The following is a 21,887-nucleotide window of genomic DNA, read 5'->3' on the forward strand; positions in this document are numbered from 1 at the left end:
AACTTCTGTGCTGATCTTCGCTTGGCCAAACCTGAGATCACGTCGATCTTTCAGGTCGATGTAACTCGCAGGATCAACACCGTCAGTCCCCTCTCCCTCCGGGAGAGGGCTAGGGTGAGGGCAGGCTTTTGTCCGCTCGGCTGTGAACCCCTGACTTGCCGCCCAGTAAAAGGTAAACTTTGCGCCCTTCGCAGGAGCAACCATGAATTATCGTCACGCCTTCCATGCCGGCAATCACGCCGATGTGTTCAAACACCTGACCTTGACCCGCCTCATCGCCCTGATGTCGCGCAAGGAGCAGCCGTTTGCCTATCTCGACACGCATGCCGGCATCGGTCTGTATGACTTGCAGGGCGATCAGGCCAATCGCACTGGCGAGTACCTGGAAGGCATCGCGCGCTTGTGGGAGCAGCCGGATCTGCCGGCGCTGACCGCCGACTACATGAAGGTGCTGCACGAGATGAACCCGGATGGCCAGTTGCGCTACTACCCGGGTTCGCCGGAGCTGGCGCGGCGTCTGACCCGCCCGCAGGATCGGGTGATGCTCAACGAGAAGCACCCGGAAGACGGCGTGCTGCTCAAGGACAACATGGCCGGCGATCGGCGGGTCAAGGTTCATCTCGGCGAAGGGTGGCACGTCGCTCGGGCGATGTTGCCGGTTCAGGAAAAACGCGCGGTGATGTTGATCGACCCGCCGTTCGAACAGCTCGACGAGATGCAGCGTTGCGCAGCGTCGTTGAAAGAGGCGATTGGCCGTATGCGTCAAACCGTGGCGGCGATCTGGTATCCGGTGAAGGATCAGCGTGCGTTGCGTCGGTTCTATCAGGATCTGGCCGGCACCGGTGCGCCGAAGTTGTTGCGCGTGGAGCTGCTGGTGCATCCGCTGGATACGCCGAACAGCCTGAACGGTTCGGGCATGGCGATTGCCAATCCGCCGTGGGGGCTGGAGGAAGAATTGCGTGAGCTGCTGCCGTGGTTGTCGAAGAAGCTGGGGCAGACTCAGGGTGGCTGGCAGATGGATTGGTTGATTGCCGAGAGTTGATCAACGGCAAGATGATCGTTCCCACGCTCCGCGTGGGAATGCAGCCGGGACGCTCCGCGTCCCAACAGCGGACGCATAGCGTCCATTGAGGCATTCCCACGCAGAGCGTGGGAACGATCCGTCGACGGGGTCAGTTACCCGCCAGGCTCGGTGGCATGCACACGCCGGTGCCGCCGATCCCGCAATAACCCTCAGGATTCTTCGCCAGATACTGCTGGTGATACGCCTCGGCGAAGTACACGGTCGGCGCCTGTTCGATCTCGGTGCTGATTTCCCCCAGACCTGCTTTCGACAGCTCGGCCTGATAGGTCGCTTTGCTTTTCAGCGCCGCGTCCAGATGCTCAGGCGAGGTCGCGTAGATCACCGAACGGTACTGCGTGCCGATGTCGTTGCCCTGACGCATGCCCTGCGTCGGGTTGTGCAGTTCCCAGAACATCGCCAACAACTCTTCGTAGCTGACTTTGGCCTTGTCATACACCACCAGCACCACTTCGGCGTGACCGGTCAGGCCCGAGCAGACTTCTTCGTAAGTCGGATTCGGTGTGAAGCCGCCGGCATAACCGACGACCGTGCTGACTACGCCTTCACGCTGCCAGAAACGGCGCTCGGCGCCCCAGAAGCAGCCCAGACCGAAAATCGCAAAATCGACGTCCTGGAAAAACGGGCCAAGCAGCGGGGTTTCTTCGAAGACGAAGTGCTTTTCAGGCAGGGTCATCGCGGTTTCGCGGCCGGGCAGAGCTTGTTCTTTAGTCGGGAGCACGTTTTTGTTCACCAGAATTTCCGAGCGCAGAACCATGATCGTTCCTCTCAGTCAGGTTGGATGTAAAAAGTCAGACCGCCAGTGTGCCCAATGATGCCCGACTTCGCACTATCCAAATGTGGGAGCGAGCCTGCTCGCGAAAGCGGTGGGTCAGGCGGGAGAAATGTTGGCTGATACACCGCCTTCGCGAGCAGGCTCGCTCCCACAGGAGATCTTCGGCAGATGGGATTTACAGGCAGAGCGGGCCACGCGGGTAGCGCTTCAGGGCCTGGATCAGCTCGCCGCCCGGAATCGGCCGGTCGAACAGGTAACCCTGGCCGACGTCGCAGCGGTGCCGACGGAGGAACGCCAACTGCTCGGCGGTCTCGATGCCTTCGGCCACGACCTTGAGTTTCAGGTTGTGCGCCATGGCGATCACCGCCGAGGTGATTTCCATGTCGTCCTGGTTGTCGGGGATTTCATGGATGAAGCTGCGATCGATCTTGATGATGTCGATCGGGAATTTCTTCAGATAGCTCAGCGACGAATAACCGGTGCCGAAGTCGTCCATGGCCAGCGTCAGCCCGAGGCGCTTGAGCTGATCAAGCTGCAAGTGCGTGTCTTCGGTGGCTTCCAGCAACAGGCCTTCGGTCAGTTCCAGTTCGAGCAGATTGGCCGGCAGCGCTTCTTCCTTGAGGATGTTGGCGATGGAGGCGACCAGATCCGGGTCGGAGAACTGTTTCGGCGACAGGTTGATCGCCACTTGCAGATTGCCCATCCCGGCAGCGGTCAGCGCTTTGCTCATGCGGCAGGCCTGGCGCGCGATCCACTTGCCGATCGGAATGATCAGGCCGGTTTCTTCGGCGACGCTGATGAACTGGTCCGGGCGGATCATGCCGCGTTCCGGGTGGTTCCAGCGCAACAGTGCCTCCATGCCCAGCAGACGACCGCTGCGCAGGCACAGCTTGGGCTGGTAGAACACGTCCAGTTCGTTTTGGGTCAGGGCGCGGCGCAGGTTGTTCTCGACGAACAGTTTGTAGCTGGCCTCGGCATTCAACGCTTCGGTGAAGACCTGCACCTGATGTTTGCCGTTGGCCTTGGCCTTGTGCAGCGCCAGACCGGCGTTACGCATCAGCGTTTGCGGGTCGCGGCCGTGCAGCGGCGCGCAGGCCAGGCCCACGGAGCCGGTGACGCTGATCAACTGGTTGTCGACGAACATCGGTTTGTCGAGAGTCGCCAGCAACTGGTTGGCAATCTGCTGGCCGGCGGCAAGGTCGGTGTCGTCGAGCAATACCGCAAACTCGTTACTGGCGAATCGCGCCAGGCTGCCACTTGGGCTCAGGCTATTACGCAGGCGCCGAGCAAGGCTGATCAGCAGTTTATCGCCAGTCTGGTGACCGAGGCTGTCGTTGATCCGCTTGAAGTTGTCGATGTCCACCAGCAACAGGCTGATCGGCGTATCGCTATCGCGGGCGAAGCGTTCGTCCAGATTGCGGATAAACGCCGGGCGATTGCCGAGGTTGGTCAGGTTGTCGGTGTAGGCCAGACGTTCAATGCGCTGCTGCGCCAGTTTGGTCTGGGTGATGTCTTCATAGATGCCGATGTAGTGCGTCAGCTCACGGTTGTCGCCGTACACCTTGGAGATCGACAACTGGCCCCAGTACGGTTCGAGGTTTTTCCGGCGGCTCTTGAATTCGCCCTGCCAGCTGTTGCTTTTGGCCAGCGCCGAGGGCGCGTCGAACAGCAGCTCGCTGAGGTTTTCCAGCGCCGGTAGCTCGGACAGGCGCTGACCGTGGACTTCTTCGGTGGTGTACTGGGTGATCGCGGTGAAGCTCGGGTTGACGTACTCGACCACGCCGTCGCAATTGACCAGCAAAAACGCGTTGGCGCTTTGCTCGACCGCACGTTGGAACAGGTGCAGGGCGCTGGTGGCGGTGCGGCGGTTGTGGTTGTTGATGACTTGCGCGAACTGGTCGGCCAGTTCGCCGGCAAAGGCGATTTCGTCGGACTGCCAGGCGCGGGTGACGCCGGTCTGCTCCAGGCACAGCACGCCGACCACCTGGCCATCGACGCGAATACTGGCGTCGAGCATCGCGTTGACGTCGCGCGGGCGCAGAGCTTCGGCCATTTCACGGGTGCGCGGGTCGCGCATCGCATTGTGCGCGTCGATGGCACGGCTGCCGTGCAGAGCTTCCATGTAATCGGGGAAGCTGCTGATATCGATCACGTCCGGGAGAATGTACTCCTGGGTCGCGCGGTGATACGCGGAGATCGGCACCAGTTGCTGGCCTTCGAGGTTCCACAGGCTGGCGCAGTCGATCTCATAAATATCGCAGGCACAGCGGGTGATCAGTTCGGCGGCTTCCTGCAGCGAGTTGTGCGTGCTGTAGCGCTGACGTGCGAGCAGCAGAATCAAGTCCTGTTGAGCGCGTACGCGTTCCAGGTGTTGCAGTTGTTCCTGCTGCGCGCGTTGATTGAGTTCAAGGGCAATTTGCAGGCGCGAATTCTGTGTTTCGAGGTCGACGGAGGGCGGCAGCGGCACTTCATCGAATATGTGATCGACCGCCAGCAGATAGCCGCGCAGCAGGTGACGGTTGTGTTGTTTGTAGGCTTCGCCCAGTTCCAGAATGCTCAGCGCACCGGCTGCGGTATGCAGGGTGTAACGCACCAGATAATGCGGGCTGGCGGTCAGCTGTTGCTGGATCGCGTCGTGCAACTGATAACGCGCTTCCGGTTCCATCAGGCTGGCGTAGGGGGAGCCGACCAGCGCGCAAAGCTCGACAGCCGGCTGGCCGAACTGGCGTTCACAGTTTGGATCGAGGAACAGCATGGCCCAGCTGGCTTCATTCAAGCGCTCGAAACGCAGCATGCCGAGCCGCGAGGGCACAGGCAACTGCGTCACTACCTCGGCCGCCATACGGCTGGCGGCATCGGGTTGGCTCTTCATGAAGGGAACTCGCTTGGAAATATGCTGAACGCGCTGGGCTCTCGCCCTCTTTACTGTTGCCTGCGGCAAGGTTGCATCATTGCGGCACCGACTGACAAGAGACATGAAGGCCAAGTGCTATAAGAATGTGTCGGCTGCGCTGAACATTTCTCCAGCACGTCGTTGAAATGAGCAAAAGATTGCAGCCTTCACCAGTGTCTACAGGGCAATGCGTCCTCCGTAGGAGCTGCCGAAGGCTGCGATCATTTAGGCTTGGCGCAGTTTTATGGCAATCGACTGCAACTGTTTGCCATCGCGATCATGGTAATTGACCACAATCCGTTCAGCCTCGACCACCATATGGGCGAAATTGTCTTCACTGACCACCGTGCTGGTCAGCTCATGCCGGTAATCGCCCGCTGCCGTTTGCACCAGTGGCTGGTCGAGAATGAACGTCGATGCCTTGGCATACGGCAACAGTTTGCTGTTGCACAGCGGCGAGGACACCACGGTGTGGACTTCGAAGTCCGGGTCTTCGCTGTGACTCAGGCGGGCGGTCAGCGAACCATGCACGTCCCCGGAGATGAACACGACATTCTTGATACGGCGGGTGCGGATGGTTTCCAGCAGGCGCAGACGCTGCTCGGGAAAGGCTTTCCAGGCATCATCGCCGTGAAGTTTGCGATCCGGATAGAACATCACGCTGGTCACCACGAACTTGACCCGCGCGGTGCTGTTGATCAGCCATTTGAGCAGAGCCTGTTCCTGTGCCTCGTCGAGGATGCGTCGGTCATCGGCTGACAAGTTACGGCGGGTGCGACTATCAGTCACAAACCATTCGATATCGCCGTCACTGAATTGATACCAGTAATGTTCCAGTGTCGAGTGATCTACTTCACCTTTAGTTGTCAGCGGATGTGCCGGACTATGACTGGCCTGATACAAATCATAAGCGGCCATGGCATTACGGTATAAATCACCGTCAGACTTGCCAGCATTGGCGGGCCAGTTATCTTCGATTTCATGATCGTCGAGAATCATGTAAGTCGAAGTGCCCGACATCAAACGTTGAATGTTCGGTTGGGAAAACGCGGCGCGGTATTTGTTGAGGATGTCTTTGTATTCGCGATCGGGTGCGATCAGATTCAAATCGTCGACGTAGATTTGGTCGCCGGTCATCATTACTGCGCTGATTGGCGGTTGTATGCCTTCGATCACCTGGTTGATGGAGGCAAAGATCCGGTCGCCCAGTTGTGGCAGGGAGGCGATGCCGGCGGTCATGCGCAGATAGCGGCAGGAGCCGACGATGTAGGCTCTGGGCTGCCGGGCTTTGCTGGAGCGGGTGCGCAGGCGATAGATCTCGCGTGGCCATTGCAGCGGCAGTTCGGCGACGCTGTCCGGGGTATGCACGGGACTCATCGGACTGAACCAGCCAGTCTGATATTCATACTCGGTGTCGCTGCTCAAGTTGTTGAGGGCGAACACATGCGACATATCACGCAACTCGCTCAGGCGTGCGAAGTTACCGTTTGACCACTGTTGTGCACCGGCGACGCGATAACGTATGCCGGCAAATACCAAGGCATTGTTCTGCCGGTTGCCACGTATGAACAGGCGTGCGTGATTAGTTGTAACGTGGCCGATAATTGGGCCGATAGTTGGTTTTAACATGTCGAATCCATTCGAATGAATTTGAATAAGTGATGAAGTTTGTAAACGTTGCTTAGTTAAATTGGTTGCGCCTAGGTTAGTTGCGTATCGAATAAAAAAGATCGGGGTCAAGTCGACCAGTGCTGTGGCCGAAATCAGCGCAGGTTGTGGGAAAAAGACGGCCCGGGTTTTCTTCAGGCAAAAAAAAGCCCCGCCAAACTGACGGGGTTGAAGTACGAGCGTGTGGCGCTCGAAAGGGTGCAGCAATCGGCCCTCCGTCGCCGGAGGGCCGATCGAGTTACAGCAGGATCGTGCGGATGTCCGCCAGCAGGCTGCCCAGACGCTGGGTGAAGCGTGCGGCAGCGGCGCCGTTGATCACACGGTGATCGTAGGACAGCGACAGCGGCAGCATCAGTTTCGGCTGGAAGGCTTTGCCGTCCCAGACTGGCTGGATGGTTGCCTTGGAAACACCGAGGATCGCCACTTCCGGCGCGTTGACGATCGGCGTGAAGCCGGTGCCGCCAATGTGGCCGAGGCTGGAAATGGTGAAGCAGGCGCCTTGCATGTCGTCAGCGGTGAGCTTCTTGTCGCGGGCTTTGGCGGCCAGCGCAGCGGCTTCGGCTGCCAGTTGCAGCAGACTCTTCTGGTCGACGTTCTTGATGACCGGTACCAGCAGGCCATCCGGGGTGTCGACGGCGAAGCCGATGTTCACGTATTTCTTGCGGATGATCGCCTTGCCGCTTGGTGCCAGCGAACTGTTGAAGTCCGGCAGCTCCTTGAGCATGTGCGCGCACGACTTGAGCAGCAGCGGCAGGATGGTCAGCTTGACGCCAGCCTTCTCTGCAACGGCTTTCTGTGCAACGCGGAAGGCTTCCAGCTCGGTGATATCAGCCGAATCGAACTGAGTCACGTGCGGGATGTTCAGCCAGCTGCGGTGCAGGCTCGACGCGCCGATCTGCATCAAGCGAGTCATTGGCACTTCTTCGATTTCGCCGAAACGGCTGAAGTCGACGACCGGAATCGGCGGGATGCCCCCGCCACCGGTTGCGCCAGCAGCAGCGGCCGGTGCTTCCTTGGCCTTCTGCATCATCGCTTTGACGTAAACCTGCACGTCTTCTTTCAAGATACGACCGTGCGGGCCGCTGGCGCCGACAGCGTTCAGCTCGACGCCGAACTCACGGGCCAGTTGACGCACGGCTGGGCCGGCGTGAACTTTCGCGCCCGGCTTGGTCGGTGCGGCGGCTGGAGCGGCAGCAGGTGCAGCGGCAGCCGGAGCAGCAGCGGCAGGTGCCGGAGCGCTCGGAGCAGCAGCGGCGGCAGCTGGAGCCGGGGCAGCAGCAGGCGCCGCGCCTTTGACTTTCAGCTTCAGAATCAGGTCGCCGGTACCGACTTCGTCATCCAGCTTGATGGAAACGCTTTCCACCACACCAGCGGCAGGCGATGGGATTTCCATGCTCGCCTTGTCGGATTCCAGAGTGATCAGCGACTGGTCGGCTTCAACACTGTCGCCAGCCTTGACCAACACTTCGATGATCTTGGCTTTGCCAGCCGAACCGATGTCCGGAACGTGGATGTCCTGAACACTGTCAGCAACCGGTGCTGCTGGCGCGGCTGCCGGAGCAGGCGCAGCGGCAGCGGCCGGTGCAGCAGCCTGAGCCGGAGCGGCAGCCGCAGGGGCCGCAGCACCCGCCACTTCCAGGTCCAGAATCAGGTCGCCAGTGCCGACTTCGTCGTTGAGCTTGACGCTGATGGCCTTGACCACGCCAGCGGCAGGCGACGGGATTTCCATGCTCGCCTTGTCGGATTCCAGAGTGATCAACGATTGATCAGCTTCGACGGTGTCGCCGACCTTGACCTGAATCTCGATGATCTGCGCTTTGCCCGACGAGCCGATGTCCGGCACGTGCACTTGCTGAACCGAAGCGGCAGCAGGGGCAGCGGCTGGTGCAGCGGCAGCAGGAGCGGCAGCAGGAGCGGCAGCCGGTTTGGCTTCAGCTTTTGCAGCCGGCGCAGCGGCAGGAGCAGGGGCCGCTTCAGCGGCGCCCTCGACTTCCAGCTCAAGCAGTTCGTCGCCTTCTTTCAGGCGGTCGCCCAGCTTCACTTTCAGGCTCTTGATGACACCGGCTTTCGGGGCTGGCACTTCCATGCTGGCCTTGTCCGATTCCAGGGTCAGGATGCTCTGGTCGGCTTCGATGCGGTCGCCGACCTTCACAAACAGTTCAATTACTTCACCTTCACCGCTGCCGATGTCAGGTACGCGAATGAGTTCGCTCACAAAATGTCTCCTCAGCAGTCCAGTGGGTTGCGTTTTTCCGGGTCGATGCCGAACTTGACGATGGCCTCAGCCACCACCTTAGGTTCGATATCACCACGGTCAGCCAGTGCTTCCAGGGCTGCCAACACCACGAAATGACGGTCAACTTCGAAGAAATGACGCAGTTTCTTGCGGCTGTCGCTGCGGCCGAAACCGTCGGTGCCGAGGACTTTGAATTCCTTGGACGGTACCCACTGACGGATCTGCTCGGCGAACAGCTTCATGTAGTCGGTGGAGGCGATGACCGGACCTTTACGGCCGTTCAGGCACTCTTCGACGTAGCTCAGCTTAGGCTTCTGGCCCGGCTTCAGACGGTTGCTGCGCTCGACAGCGAGGCCGTCGCGACGCAGTTCGTTGAAGCTGGTAACGCTCCAGACGTCAGCGCCAACGTTGAACTCTTCACGCAGAATCTTCGCCGCTTCACGGACTTCACGCAGGATGGTGCCGGAGCCCATCAGCTGTACGTGGTGCGCCGCATCGCGGGTGTCTTCTTCGAGCAGGTACATGCCTTTCTTGATGCCTTCTTCGGCACCGGCCGGCATGGCTGGTTGCTGGTACGACTCGTTCATCACGGTGATGTAGTAGAAGATGTCCTGTTGCTCTTCGGTCATCTTCTTCATGCCGTCCTGAATGATCACCGCCAGCTCGTAGCCGTAGGTTGGATCGTAGGTGCGGCAGTTCGGGATGGTTGCAGCCAAAAGGTGGCTGTGACCGTCTTCGTGTTGCAGACCTTCACCGTTCAGGGTGGTACGGCCGGCGGTGCCGCCGATCAGGAAGCCACGGGTGCGGCTGTCGCCAGCGGCCCAGGCCAGGTCACCGATACGCTGGAAGCCGAACATCGAGTAGAAAATGTAGAACGGCAGCATCGGCTGGTTGTGGCTGGAGTACGAAGTACCGGCGGCGATGAACGAGCTCATGGCGCCTGCTTCGTTGATGCCTTCTTCAAGGATCTGACCTTTCTGGTCTTCCTTGTAGAACATCACCTGGTCTTTATCGACTGGCTCGTAGAGCTGGCCGACGGAGGAGTAGATGCCGAGCTGACGGAACATGCCTTCCATACCGAAGGTACGGGCTTCGTCCGGGATGATCGGAACGATGCGCGGGCCGATTTCCTTGTCCTTGACCAGTTGCGCGAGGATTCGCACGAAGGCCATGGTGGTGGAAATCTCACGGTCGCCGGAGCCGTCAAGGATCGCCTTGAGGGTGTCCAGGTCCGGGGTTGGCACGCTAAAGCTTTGTGCGCGGCGCTGAGGCACGAAACCGCCCAGTGCAGTGCGACGCTCGCTGAGGTAGCGGGCTTCGGCGCTGTTTGGCTCTGGCTTGAAGAACGGCAGGTTCTCCAGCTCTTCGTCCTTGACCGGGATGTCGAAACGATCGCGGAACAACTTCAGGCTGTCGACATCGACTTTCTTGGTGTTGTGCGCAGTGTTTTTCGCTTCGCCGGCACCGGTGCCATAACCCTTGATGGTCTTGGCCAGGATAACGGTAGGTTGTTCTTTGTGGTTGACCGCTTCGTGGTAAGCCGCATAGACCTTGTACGGGTCGTGGCCGCCACGGTTGAGTTTCCAGATCTCGTCGTCGGACAGATCAGCAACCATCGCCTTGAGTTCTGGCGTGTTGAAGAAGTGCTCACGGACGAACGCGCCGTCTTTGGCTTTGTAGTTCTGGTACTCGCCGTCGATGACTTCGTCCATGCGACGTTGCAGGATGCCGTCGACGTCTTTGGCCAGCAGTGGGTCCCAGAAACGGCCCCAGATGACTTTGGTCACGTTCCACTGAGCACCACGGAACACGCCTTCGAGTTCCTGGATGATCTTGCCGTTGCCGCGAACCGGGCCGTCGAGGCGCTGCAGGTTGCAGTTGATGACGAAGATCAGGTTGTCCAGCTTCTCGCGGCCGGCCAGGGAGATTGCGCCCAGGGATTCCGGCTCGTCGCACTCGCCGTCGCCCAGGAAGCACCAGACTTTCTGTTTGCCCGGCTGGATGAAACCGCGGTGTTCCAGGTACTTCATGAAGCGGGCCTGGTAGATCGCCTGGATCGGACCCAGACCCATCGATACGGTCGGGAACTGCCAGAAGTCAGGCATCAGCCAAGGGTGCGGGTAGGACGACAGGCCCTGACCGTCGACTTCCTGGCGGAAGTTGTTCATCTGGTCTTCGGTGATGCGGCCTTCCATGAACGCACGGGCGTAAACGCCTGGCGAGGTGTGGCCCTGGAAGTAGATCAGGTCGCCGCCGTGTTCGTCGGTCGGGGCCTGGAAGAAGTAGTTGAAGCCGATGTCATACAGGGTCGCACTGGAAGCGAAGCTGGAGATGTGACCACCCAGGTCAGAATCTTTCAGGTTCGTACGCATTACCATGGCCATCGCGTTCCAGCGCACCAGCGAGCGAATGCGGCGTTCCATGAACAGGTCGCCAGGCATGCGTGCTTCGTGGGTTACCGGGATGGTGTTGCGGTAAGGCGTGGTGATGGCGTAAGGGAGCTGCGAGCCGCTGCGGGTCGCGAGTTCGCCCATACGGGTCATCAGATAGTGAGCACGGTCTTCGCCTTCTTTGTCGAGAACCGATTCCAGGGCGTCCAGCCATTCCTGGGTTTCGACGGGATCGAGGTCTTGCATGGCTTGCTCCAGGGCGGAAAGGCTTCCAGAATCGGTTGCCTGAGTTTGCGACTGGCCTTGTGGGCAGACGATTTAAAATTCTTGGATTGCCGATAGGTTGTTCCGGCGGCGTGTAGTTTTACTACAAATCTTCCGGCATTTCAGCCTTTCGAATGTATAGACGAGTAGTAAAACTACAGAAGAATGGCTTGTGGCCTCCGGCTGCGTTGTGAGAATAATCGTTAAGGTTGGTCTTTTACCATCCGAAAAAGGTGAAACTTTGATGTTCGCTGCCAAAGAGAAAGAAATTTCAGCTATTTCTAACTTTTGTTCGACAGTCCTCTGGGTAGCGGCTTTTCACCAATCACTACAAGCGGCCATTTACACGCCGATCAAGGATAGACCATGACCCTGCCCGTGCTTGCCGAACTGCCCGCCATTCTCCTGCCGTTGGTCACTCGATCCGAGCAGTCGTTCCGTACGGCCGTCGCCGCGCTGGAAGACGATCACGGCTTCGCCAACTGGACACCAGAGCGCTGGGCGCAGTTCGCCCGCGTCACCGCCGCCAGCGAATTCGTCATTGAACAGAGCGTTCGTGACCCTTTGATGTTGCTTGCGCTGGTGCAGTCTGGCGAACTCGACCGGGCTTTCGCGCCGGGTGAATTATGTGCGCAGATTGCCGCTGCGGTGAACGCCGCCCAGAGTGAAGACGAACTCGGTCGCGCCCTGCGTCGTCAGCGCGCTCGTCATCAAGTGCGGATCATCTGGCGCGATCTCACCCGGCAGGCCGATCTGGTGCAGACCTGCCGCGATCTTTCGGACATGGCCGACGCCACCATCGACCAGGCTTATCAATGGTTGTACAGCCGCCATTGCGAACAATTCGGCACACCAACCGGCCGCCGCAGCGGTGAGCCGCAGCAGATGGTCATCCTCGGCATGGGCAAGCTCGGCGCTGTCGAGTTGAACCTGTCTTCGGACATCGATCTGATTTTCGCTTACCCCGAGGGCGGCGAAACGGTCGGCGTGAAGCGCTCGCTGGATAATCAGGAATTCTTCATTCGCCTCGGCCAGCGCCTGATCAAAGCGCTGGACCCGATGACCGTCGACGGCTTTGTGTTCCGCGTCGACATGCGCCTGCGCCCGTACGGTTCGTCCGGCGCGCTGGTGCTGAGCTTTAATGCGCTGGAGCAGTATTACCAGGATCAGGGCCGCGACTGGGAACGCTACGCGATGATCAAGGCGCGGGTGGTGGCCGGCGATCAGGTCGCAGGCGCACAGCTGCTCGACATGCTGCGGCCATTTGTTTATCGGCGTTACCTGGACTTCTCGGCGATCGAAGCGCTGCGCACCATGAAGCAGTTGATCCAGCAGGAAGTACGGCGCAAGGGCATGGCCGACAACATCAAACTGGGCTCCGGCGGTATCCGCGAGGTCGAATTTATTGCTCAGGCCTTTCAGTTGATCCACGGCGGTCGCGACTTGAGCCTGCAGCAGCGTCCTCTATTAAAGGTGTTGAGCACGCTGGAGGGGCAGGGTTATCTACCGCCGGCGGTGATCAGCGAGTTGCGCGAGGGTTACGAATTTCTGCGTTACACCGAGCACGCGATTCAGGCGATTGCCGACCGCCAGACCCAGATGCTGCCGGATGGCGCGCAGGATCAAGCGCGCATTGCCTTCATGCTCGGCTTTGCCGATTGGGATTCTTTCCATGAAAAACTGATGTTCTGGCGCGGTCGCGTCGCTTGGCACTTCGCCCAGGTGATTGCCGATCCCGATGAAGATGAAGGCGCCGAAAGCGAAGTGGTGGTCGGCGGTGAATGGTTGCCGCTGTGGGAAGAGGCGCAGGACGAGGAGGCCGCGTGCCGGCAGTTGGAAGAGGGCGGTTTTGCTGACGCGAGCAAAGCCCTGAAAGCGTTGGCCGGATTGCGCAGCAGCCCGCAATTGCGCGCGATGCAGCGGTTGGGGCGTGAGCGCCTTGATGCTTTTATTCCGCGTTTGCTCGCGCAGGCAGTTGAACACGCCAATCCGGATCTGGTGCTTGAGCGGGTTTTGCCGCTGGTTGAAGCAGTTGCCCGGCGTTCGGCTTATCTGGTCTTGCTGACGGAAAACCCCAGTGCCTTGCGACGCTTGCTGACGCTGTGTGCGGCGAGCCCGTGGATTGCCGAGCAGATCACGCGCTTCCCGCTGTTGCTCGACGAATTGCTTAACGAAGGTCGCCTGTTCAAGCCGCCATTGGCGCCGGAGCTGGCTGCCGAATTGCGCGAGCGCCTGACGCGGATTCCCGAGGACGACCTCGAACAACAAATGGAAGCGCTGCGCCATTTCAAGCTGGCGCACCGTTTGCGCGTCGCCGCTTCGGAAATCGCCGGCAGCCTGCCGCTGATGAAAGTCAGCGATTACCTGACCTGGCTGGCCGAGGCGATTCTTGAGCAAGTGCTGGCCCTGGCCTGGCGCCAGACCGTGGCCAAATACGGCACGCCGTTGCGCACCGACGGCACCTTGTGCGAGCCGGGCTTCATCATTGTCGGTTATGGCAAAGTCGGCGGTCTGGAACTGGGGCATGGTTCCGATCTGGATCTGGTGTTCATCCACGACGGCGATCCGCAGGCGGAAACCGACGGGCCGAAGTCGATCGATGGCGCGCAGTTCTTCACGCGGCTCGGGCAACGGATCATTCACTTGCTGACGGCGCAGACCAACTCCGGTCAGCTCTATGAAGTGGACATGCGTCTGCGGCCATCCGGTGCCTCGGGTTTGTTGGTCAGCTCGCTGGGGGCGTTTGCCCGCTATCAGGAAAATGAAGCCTGGACGTGGGAACATCAGGCCTTGGTGCGTGCGCGGGTACTGGTCGGCAGTCAGGACGTCGGCCAGGCGTTCGAGAAAGTTCGCGCCCAGGTATTGGGCAAACCGCGTGATCTGGCCAAGCTGCAACAGGAAGTCAGCGAGATGCGTGCGAAGATGCGCGATAACCTTGGCACCAAGAGCACCGCAGCCGGTACAGCGGCAAATGCCTTTGACGCCACGGCGCCGTTCGACCTCAAGCAGGACGCCGGTGGTATCGTCGATATTGAATTTATGGTGCAATACGCGGCTCTGGCGTGGTCGCAAAGCCACCCGCCACTGCTGCGCTGGACCGATAACATCCGCATTCTGGAAGAGCTGGAACACGAAGGGCTGATGCCGGCCAAAGATGCCAGCCTGTTGCGCGAGGCCTACAAAGCCTACCGCTCCGCCGCCCACCGGCAGGCCTTGCAGAAGGACGCCGGGGTGATACCGGGCGATCAGTTTGCCGAAGAACGGCGGCAGGTTTTGCGGATCTGGAAAGAGATGGGGCTAAGCTGAAACCGGTTTGTGCAGCACCCAATACCCTGTGGGAGCGAGCTTGCTCGCGAAGACGGAGTGTCAGGCGACACCGATGTCGGATGTGATGGCCCCTTCGCGAGCAAGCTCGCTCCCACAGGGGATCTACAGTGTCTGTAGATCTGAAGCAGGACGAACAAACCATGTAGGAGCGAGCCTGCTCGCGATAGCGGAGTAACAGTCGACAGTCATGTTGAAGGTAATGACCCATCGCAAGCCGCCGGTGTTCCCACAGTGATTATCGAGGCGGGGAGGCGTAAATGCCTCCCCGGTTCGTTTATGGAAACCACATGAATATTCTGATCGTTGGGCCCAGTTGGGTCGGTGACATGGTGATGGCGCAGACACTGTTTCAGTGTCTCAAGCAACGCCACCCGCAATGCGAAATCGACGTGCTGGCCCCCGAGTGGAGCCGGCCGATCCTTGAGCGCATGCCTGAAGTGCGCAAGGCCTTGAGCTTCCCGCTCGGTCACGGCGCGCTGGAATTGGCGACACGTCGGCGCATCGGTAAGTCCCTGCGTGGTCAGTACGACCAGGCGATCCTGCTGCCGAACTCGCTGAAATCGGCGCTGGTGCCGTTTTTCGCTGGCATCCCGAAACGCACCGGCTGGCGCGGCGAATTCCGCTACGGTCTGCTCAACGACGTGCGCACCCTCGACAAAGAACGCTATCCACTGATGATCGAGCGTTTCATGGCGTTGGCCTATGAAGCCAACGCCGAGCTGCCGAAACCGTATCCGCGTCCGAGCCTGCAAATCGATCCGGTGACCCGCGAAGCGGCGCTGGCCAAGTTTGGCCTGACGCTCGACCGCCCAGTGTTGGCCCTGTGCCCCGGCGCCGAGTTCGGCGAATCGAAGCGCTGGCCGTCCGAGCACTACGCCAAAGTCGCCGAAGCACGTATCCGCGAAGGCTGGCAGGTCTGGTTGTTCGGTTCGAAAAACGATCACTCGGTCGGTGAAGACATTCGTGCACGGCTGATTCCGGGCCTGCGTGAAGAATCGGTCAACCTCAGCGGCGGCACCTCGCTGGCCGAGGCCATCGACTTGATGTCCTGTGCCGACTCGGTGGTGTCCAACGATTCCGGCCTGATGCACGTTGCCGCTGCGCTGAACCGTCCATTGGTGGCGGTCTACGGCTCGACCTCGCCGGGTTTCACTCCGCCGCTGGCCGAACACGTCGAAGTGGTCCGTCTGGGCCTCGATTGCAGTCCGTGCTTCGATCGTACCTGCCGCTTCGGCCATTACAACTGCCTGCGCCAGCTGATGCCGGACGCGGTCAACGATGCCTTGCAGAAATTGCAGGGCTCCGTGGTCGAGGTTCATTAAGTTGCGGGTACTGCTGATCAAGACTTCATCGCTGGGCGACGTGATTCATGCGTTGCCGGCGCTGACTGACGCCGCCCGGGCCATTCCCGGGATCAAATTCGACTGGGTGGTAGAAGAAGGCTTCGCCGAGATTCCGACTTGGCATCCGGCCGTTGGCAAAGTGATTCCGGTGGCGATCCGCCGCTGGCGCAAGAACCTCTGGAAGACCATCACCAGCGGCGAGTGGAAACGCTTCAAGCAAAGCGTGCGCGCGAACAAATATGACTTGGTGATTGATGCCCAAGGCTTGCTGAAAAGTGCCTGGCTGACCCGTTACGTCAAAGCACCGGTGGCAGGCCTCGATAAAGGTTCGGCCCGCGAGCCGATGGCCGCGCGTTTTTACGATCGCAAACTGGCCGTGGCCCGTGGTCAACACGCCGTCGAACGCGTGCGCCAACTGTTCGCCATTGCCCTCGGATACGACCTGCCCAAAGGCCTCGGTGATTACGGCCTCAACGTCGAACGTCTGGTCGAGTTGCCGCGCAAAAATGCTTTTGTGGTGTTCCTGCACGGCACCACGTGGGACACCAAACACTGGCCGGAAAGTTACTGGCGTGAACTGACCGAACGCGTCGGCTATCTCGGCGTCGGCGTCAAACTGCCGTGGGGCAACCCGCAGGAAAAGGCTCGTGCCGAACGCATCGCCGCCGGTTTCAAGCACGCCGAAGTGCTGCCAAAACTCAATCTGGCCGGCGTCGGCAAAGTCCTCGCCGGGGCGCAGGCGTGCGTCGCGGTGGACACCGGTCTCGGCCATCTGGCCGCTGCACTGGACGTGCCGACCATCTCGTTGTTCGGCCCGACCAATCCGGGCCTGACCGGCGCCTACGGCAAATTGCAGATTCACCTGGCCAGCGACTTCCCGTGCGCGCCGTGCCTGCAAAAGAAATGTACCTATCAACCGACCGCGCAGGATGCCCGTCAGTTTGACCTGAAGCGTGAACAGCCGCTGTGCTTCACGCGTTTGAACCCCGAGCGTGTCGCCAGCCGACTGAGCACGTTGTTAATGGCTGAGGAGCTGCGCTGATGCAATTGGCATTCGTCCTGTACAAATATTTCCCGTTCGGTGGCTTGCAGCGCGACTTCATGCGCATCGCCCTCGAATGTCAGAAACGCGGTCACCAGATCCGCGTCTACACGTTGATCTGGGAAGGCGACGTGCCGCCCGGTTTCGAAGTGCTGGTGGCGCCGGTCAAAGCGTTCTTCAATCACCGTCGCAACGAAAAGCTCAGTGCGTGGATGGAAGCGGATCTGGCCAAGCGCCCGGTTGATCGCCTGATCGGTTTCAACAAGATGCCGGGGCTGGACGTTTATTACGCCGCCGACGGCTGCTTCGAAGACAAGGCGCAGAACCTGCGCAACTCTTTGTACCGTCGCTGGGGCCGTTATCGCCACTTCGCCGAGTACGAGCGCGCGGTGTTCGCCAAAGACGCGAAGACCGAAGTGCTGATGATTTCCGAAGTGCAGCAGCCGCTGTTCATCAAGCATTACGACACGCCGCTCGAGCGCTTCCATTTGCTGCCGCCGGGCATCGCGCAGGATCGTCGCCGTCCGGCAGATGCTGACGAAATCCGCGCCGGTTTCCGCGCCGAATTCAACCTGAAGGACGATGAACTGCTGCTGGTGCAGATCGGTTCTGGCTTCAAGACCAAGGGTGTTGATCGCAGCCTGAAAGCGCTGGCCGCCTTGCCCGCCGAACTGAAGAAACGCACCCGGCTGTTTGTAATCGGCCAGGATGACCCCAAATTGTTCCAGATGCAGAGTGCAACTTTAGGTCTGGGCGACACTGTGACGTTCCTCAAGGGCCGCAGCGATATTCCGCGTTTCCTGCTCGGTGCCGATCTGTTGATCCACCCGGCGTACAACGAAAACACCGGCACCGTATTGCTCGAAGCGCTGGTCGCCGGTTTGCCGGTGCTGGTCAGCGCGGTCTGCGGTTACGCCCATTACATTGCCGAGGCAGACGCCGGGCGAGTGCTGGACGAACCGTTCGAGCAAGCGCAACTGACGCAATACCTGACCGAAATGTTGCATGACGACGCTGCACGCGCGGCCTGGAGCCGCAATGGTCTGGCCTTCGCCGAGACGGCCGACCTTTACAGCATGCCGCAGCACGCGGCCGATGTGATTCTGGCGGAGCACGCTTAATGAAGTTGATGCTGGCTGAACCGTTCAAAAGCCTTTGGGCCGGGCGCGATCCGTTCGCCGAAGTCGAAGGCTTGCAGGGCGAGGTATACCGCGAGCTGGAAGCGCGTCGGACACTGCGCACGGAAGTCGACGGCAACGGCTTTTTCGTCAAGATTCACCGCGGCATCGGCTGGGGCGAAATCTTCAAAAACCTGCTGACTGCCAAGCTGCCGGTACTCGGCGCAGGCCAGGAGTGGCAAGCCATCCAGCGTCTGCAAGAAGTCGGCGTGCCGACCATGACTGCCGTCGCGTACGGCGAGAAGGGCAGCAACCCGGCGGATCAGCACTCGTTCATCGTCACCGAAGAACTGGCGCCGACCATCAGCCTCGAAGACTTCAGCATCGACTGGATCAAGCAGCCGCCCGAGCCGAAACTCAAGCGCGCGCTGATCGCTGAGGTCGCGCGCATGACCGGCATGATGCACCGCGCCGGCGTCAATCACCGCGACTGCTACATCTGCCACTTCTTGCTGCACACCGATAAACCGGTGACGCCGGAAGATTTCAAACTGTCGGTGATCGACCTGCACCGCGCCCAGACTCGCGCGAAAATTACTCAGCGCTGGCGCAACAAGGATCTGGCGGCGCTGTACTTTTCTGCGCTGGATATCGGCCTGACCCGTCGCGACAAACTGCGTTTCCTCAAGGGTTATTTCCAGCAACCGCTGCGCCAGATTCTGGCTGAAGAAGCGCCGCTGCTGAGCTGGCTGGAAGGCAAGGCCAACAAGCTCTATGCGCGTAAGCAGCGTTACGGGGATGCGCTCTGATGGCGGGTTGGACGCTTGAGCCGCAATACAGCGAACTCGCCGAAGACTTTGGCAGCCTCGAAGCCGTATTCGCATTGCAAGGCGAACGCCTGACCCGCGACCCGCTGTCCGAAGTCATCCGCGTGCAGCGCAATGGCGTCAACTATTACGTCAAACGCTATGTCGGCGCCGGTAAAGGCTTGCGTCGTTACCTCGGCAAGCCGCGCGTAAAAATGGAATGGCAGAACCTCAAGCGTTTCGCCAAGTGGGGCATTCCTACCGCTGAAGTGGTGGCCTGGGGCCTGGAGCGTCGGGGTGCGGCGTATGATCGAGGCGCGATGATCACCCGCGAACTGCCGCACACCGAAGACCTCTCGGCGCTCGCCGAGCGCAAGGATCCGAAGCTCAAGGATGGCGCCTGGGTCGACGCTGTCAGTCGGCAACTGGCCGGTTATACCCGGACGATGCATGATCACCGATTTACCCATAACGATCTGAAATGGCGCAACCTGTTGATCGATGACCAGGCGCGGATATTTCTGATCGATTGCCCTAACGGCGAGTTCTGGCGCGGCTTCTGGCTCAAGTATCGGATCACCAAGGATCTGGCCTGTCTCGATAAACTCGCCAAATACCACCTGTCCAATACCCAACGCCTGCGCTTCTACAAGCAATACCGCCAGTGCGATCGGCTTGATAGCGCCGACAAGAAACGGATTCGGCACGTGGTGAGATTTTTCGAGGGACGCGAATGACTGATTTTCTCGCTGCTGAAGACCGCGCACTGCTTGAACGCCACGGGCTCGGCACTTTCGACGCACTGTGGGCCAAGCAGCTTGAAGCTGTGGACGAGCCCAATACCGCCCGTGGCGGCTGGAGCAGCGTTTTCCGTCTGGACCTGGAAGGGCAGGGTTATTACCTCAAACGTCAGAGCAACTACCTGACGCGTACCTTGCATGCACCTTTCGGCGAACCGAGTTTTGCCCGCGAGTTTCGCAACATCAGCCGCTATCGCAAGCTCGGTATCCCGGCGCTGCAAGCAGCGTTCTTCGGTGAGCGCAAAGTCGACGGCGAAGTCCGCGCGATCCTGCTGACCCGCGCGCTCGATGGCTGGAGCGATCTGGAGTCGCTGTTGCAGCGTTGGGCGCAACTCAGTGCTGCACAGCATTCAGCCATCCTCAAGGCTTGTGGATTGCTGGCTCGGCATCTGCACGGTGTGCGTCAGGTGCACGGCTGCTTCTATCCCAAGCATATTTTTCTGCGGGCAACCGGTGACGGGTATCAAGCGCAATTGATCGACCTGGAAAAAACCCGGCCTCTGTTGTTCGGCATGCGCGACCGGATCAAGGATCTGGAGCCGCTGCAACGCCGCGCGCCGGAATGGAACGAGGCACAACTGCGTGAGTTGCTGGCGGCTTATCTCGATCAGGCGACCGATAGCACGCTGCTCGACAGCTGGCTCGGCCGGCTGACCGCGCGCCGCAGTCACAAGGAGACGCGTTGATGCAATTGTCCGAGCTGGCCACTGTCGGGCGAGCCCCGCAACTGCCGCTGACGGTGACTCTGGCTGATGCCGCCGGGAGTGCGGATTTGCAGTTGCTGAGTCTGCTGCGAGTCCTGCCGGGGCAGCGTTACGTTGGCGCCGGTGTCTGGCGCGGCCGTCCGGTGCTGGCCAAATTGCTCGTTGGCGGCAAGGCTGCCCGGCACTTTCAGCGTGAGCTGGAAGGTGTGCGCTTGCTGGCTGCGCAAGGCATGACGACGCCGTTGCTGCTGGCCGATGGTTTGAAGAATGGCGAGGGCGGCTGGCTGCTGTTCGATTTCCTTGAAGGTGCCGAAAGTCTTGGCGATGCCTGGGCGAAGGTCGAGTCGCTGCCGGTACTGGCCGACGAGCAATCGGCGGTATTGGCCGAGGCGCTCGGCGCCATTGCCCGGTTGCACGGCAAAGGACTCTGGCAGGAAGACCTGCATCTGGACAATCTGCTGCGCCACGGTGGTCAGTTGTACTTGATCGACGGTGCCGGTATTTGTGCCGAGACTGCCGGCCAGCCGCTGTCGCGACAAAAAGTCCTGGAAAACCTCGGGGTGTTTTTCGCCCAGTTGCCCAAAGCGCTGGAGCCTTTTACCGAAGAGCTTTTGGTGTATTACCTGTTGAGCAACAGCGAGCACGCGTTGCCGCTGGAAGCCTTGCAGAAACAGATCGACAAAGTGCGCCGCTGGCGTTTGAAAGACTTCCTGATCAAGGTCGGTCGCGAGTGCACGCTGTTCAGTGTGCAGCGTGGGGCGTTCGCGCTGCGCGCGATCCGTCGCGAAGAAGAATCAGCCATGGTGCCGGTGCTGGAGCAGGCCGATGCATTGCTCGATCAGGGCCATCTGTACAAGACCGGTGGTGCGGCAAGCGTCGGCAAGGTTCAGGCCGGTGAGCGCACGCTGGTGATCAAACGCTACAACATCAAGGGCTTTGCGCATTGGCTCAAGCGTTTCTGGCGGCCGAGTCGGGCCTGGCATTCGTGGCGCGAAGGCAATCGCCTGGCGTTCCTTGGTATCGCCACGCCCAAACCGCTGGCGGTGCTGGAAAAGCGCTTTTTGTGGCTGCGCAGTCGTGCGTATCTGGTGACCGAGTTCCTGCCGGGGCCGGATATCATCGAGCGCTTTGCGCCGTATGTGGAACATGGCGATGCGCCGGAAGCAGAGTTGCAGGCGCTGGACCTGTTGTTCGCGCGATTGATTGACGAGCGCATCAGTCATGGCGACTTCAAGGGGCACAACCTGTTCTGGCAGCAGGATCGCTGGGCGCTGATTGACCTGGATTCGATGTGTCAGCATGGATCTATCGGCAGTTTCGCTCCGGCCTATGCCCGAGACCGCGCGCGATTCATGCGCAACTGGCCTGAAAGCAGCGCGCTGTATCAGATTATTGATCAGCGCTTGCCGAAAGACATTTCCAGCGCGGCCTGAGTCAAAC

The 21,887-nt window shown here is 60.1% G+C and carries 14 protein-coding genes; 9 read left to right on the forward strand and 5 right to left on the reverse strand.

Features of this window, described 5'->3' with window-relative positions; genetic code table 11:
* Positions 1-202: 202 nt before the first annotated feature.
* A complete protein-coding gene (rlmJ, locus tag L8H52_RS22495; protein ID WP_064117137.1) occupies positions 203-1,042 on the forward strand; it encodes a 23S rRNA (adenine(2030)-N(6))-methyltransferase RlmJ in 840 nt (279 codons plus the stop codon).
* A 130-nt stretch (positions 1,043-1,172) separates the two neighbouring features.
* Here the strand turns inward: rlmJ and msrA are convergent, their stop codons facing one another.
* The 5 genes from msrA to aceE form a co-directional block, all read right to left on the reverse strand.
* The gene (msrA, locus tag L8H52_RS22500) at positions 1,173-1,838 is read right to left on the reverse strand and encodes a peptide-methionine (S)-S-oxide reductase MsrA (protein ID WP_093430120.1); all 666 of its coding nucleotides are present in this window, start codon (positions 1,836-1,838) and stop codon (positions 1,173-1,175) included.
* Positions 1,839-2,031: 193 nt separating this feature from the next.
* Complete coding sequence (locus L8H52_RS22505; protein WP_242208857.1) at positions 2,032-4,728, reverse strand: GGDEF and EAL domain-containing protein; 2,697 nt, start codon at positions 4,726-4,728, stop codon at positions 2,032-2,034.
* A 246-nt stretch (positions 4,729-4,974) separates the two neighbouring features.
* Positions 4,975-6,378: an alkaline phosphatase D family protein gene (locus L8H52_RS22510; protein ID WP_242208856.1), complete on the reverse strand. Its 1,404-nt coding sequence runs from the start codon at positions 6,376-6,378 to the stop codon at positions 4,975-4,977.
* Between the two features lie 277 nt (positions 6,379-6,655).
* Positions 6,656-8,632 carry a dihydrolipoyllysine-residue acetyltransferase gene (gene aceF, locus L8H52_RS22515; protein ID WP_242208855.1) on the reverse strand — a complete coding sequence of 659 codons (1,977 nt, stop codon included), beginning with the start codon at positions 8,630-8,632 and terminating at the stop codon, positions 6,656-6,658.
* Between the two features lie 11 nt (positions 8,633-8,643).
* On the reverse strand, positions 8,644-11,289 hold the full coding sequence (gene aceE, locus L8H52_RS22520; protein ID WP_007915682.1) for a pyruvate dehydrogenase (acetyl-transferring), homodimeric type: 2,646 nt from the start codon (positions 11,287-11,289) through the stop codon (positions 8,644-8,646).
* Between the two features lie 384 nt (positions 11,290-11,673).
* On the opposite strand from aceE, the gene glnE reads away from it, so the two are divergent.
* The 8 genes from glnE (at position 11,674) to L8H52_RS22560 (ending at position 21,880) form a co-directional block, all read left to right on the forward strand.
* Entirely contained in the window at positions 11,674-14,613 is a 2,940-nt protein-coding gene (gene glnE, locus L8H52_RS22525) for a bifunctional [glutamate--ammonia ligase]-adenylyl-L-tyrosine phosphorylase/[glutamate--ammonia-ligase] adenylyltransferase (RefSeq protein WP_242208854.1), read from the forward strand.
* A gap of 308 nt (positions 14,614-14,921) precedes the next feature.
* Positions 14,922-15,956, forward strand: a complete 1,035-nt coding sequence (waaF, locus tag L8H52_RS22530; RefSeq protein ID WP_242208853.1) for a lipopolysaccharide heptosyltransferase II — start codon at positions 14,922-14,924, stop codon at positions 15,954-15,956.
* A 1-nt stretch (position 15,957) separates the two neighbouring features.
* Positions 15,958-17,019, forward strand: coding sequence for a lipopolysaccharide heptosyltransferase I (gene waaC, locus L8H52_RS22535; protein WP_064117144.1), 1,062 nt, complete (start codon positions 15,958-15,960; stop codon positions 17,017-17,019).
* Positions 17,019-18,140, forward strand: a complete 1,122-nt coding sequence (locus L8H52_RS22540) for a glycosyltransferase family 4 protein (RefSeq protein ID WP_242208852.1) — start codon at positions 17,019-17,021, stop codon at positions 18,138-18,140. The genes waaC and L8H52_RS22540 overlap by 1 nt, the downstream gene beginning before the upstream one ends.
* Entirely contained in the window at positions 18,140-18,946 is an 807-nt protein-coding gene (gene rfaP, locus L8H52_RS22545) for a lipopolysaccharide core heptose(I) kinase RfaP (protein WP_016985660.1), read from the forward strand. Before L8H52_RS22540 ends, rfaP begins: the two co-directional genes overlap by 1 nt.
* Positions 18,946-19,680 (forward strand): lipopolysaccharide kinase InaA family protein, encoded by a 735-nt coding sequence (locus L8H52_RS22550; protein WP_242208851.1) that lies wholly within the window; start codon positions 18,946-18,948, stop codon positions 19,678-19,680. The genes rfaP and L8H52_RS22550 overlap by 1 nt, the downstream gene beginning before the upstream one ends.
* Positions 19,677-20,429 (forward strand): lipopolysaccharide kinase InaA family protein, encoded by a 753-nt coding sequence (locus L8H52_RS22555; RefSeq protein ID WP_242208850.1) that lies wholly within the window; start codon positions 19,677-19,679, stop codon positions 20,427-20,429. Before L8H52_RS22550 ends, L8H52_RS22555 begins: the two co-directional genes overlap by 4 nt.
* The gene (locus tag L8H52_RS22560) at positions 20,429-21,880 is read left to right on the forward strand and encodes a lipopolysaccharide kinase InaA family protein (protein WP_242208849.1); all 1,452 of its coding nucleotides are present in this window, start codon (positions 20,429-20,431) and stop codon (positions 21,878-21,880) included. Before L8H52_RS22555 ends, L8H52_RS22560 begins: the two co-directional genes overlap by 1 nt.
* The last annotated feature ends 7 nt before the right edge of the window (positions 21,881-21,887 follow it).

The organism is Pseudomonas sp. CROZ-RG-20F-R04-15, from assembly GCF_022662375.1.
Lineage (GTDB): Bacteria > Pseudomonadota > Gammaproteobacteria > Pseudomonadales > Pseudomonadaceae > Aquipseudomonas.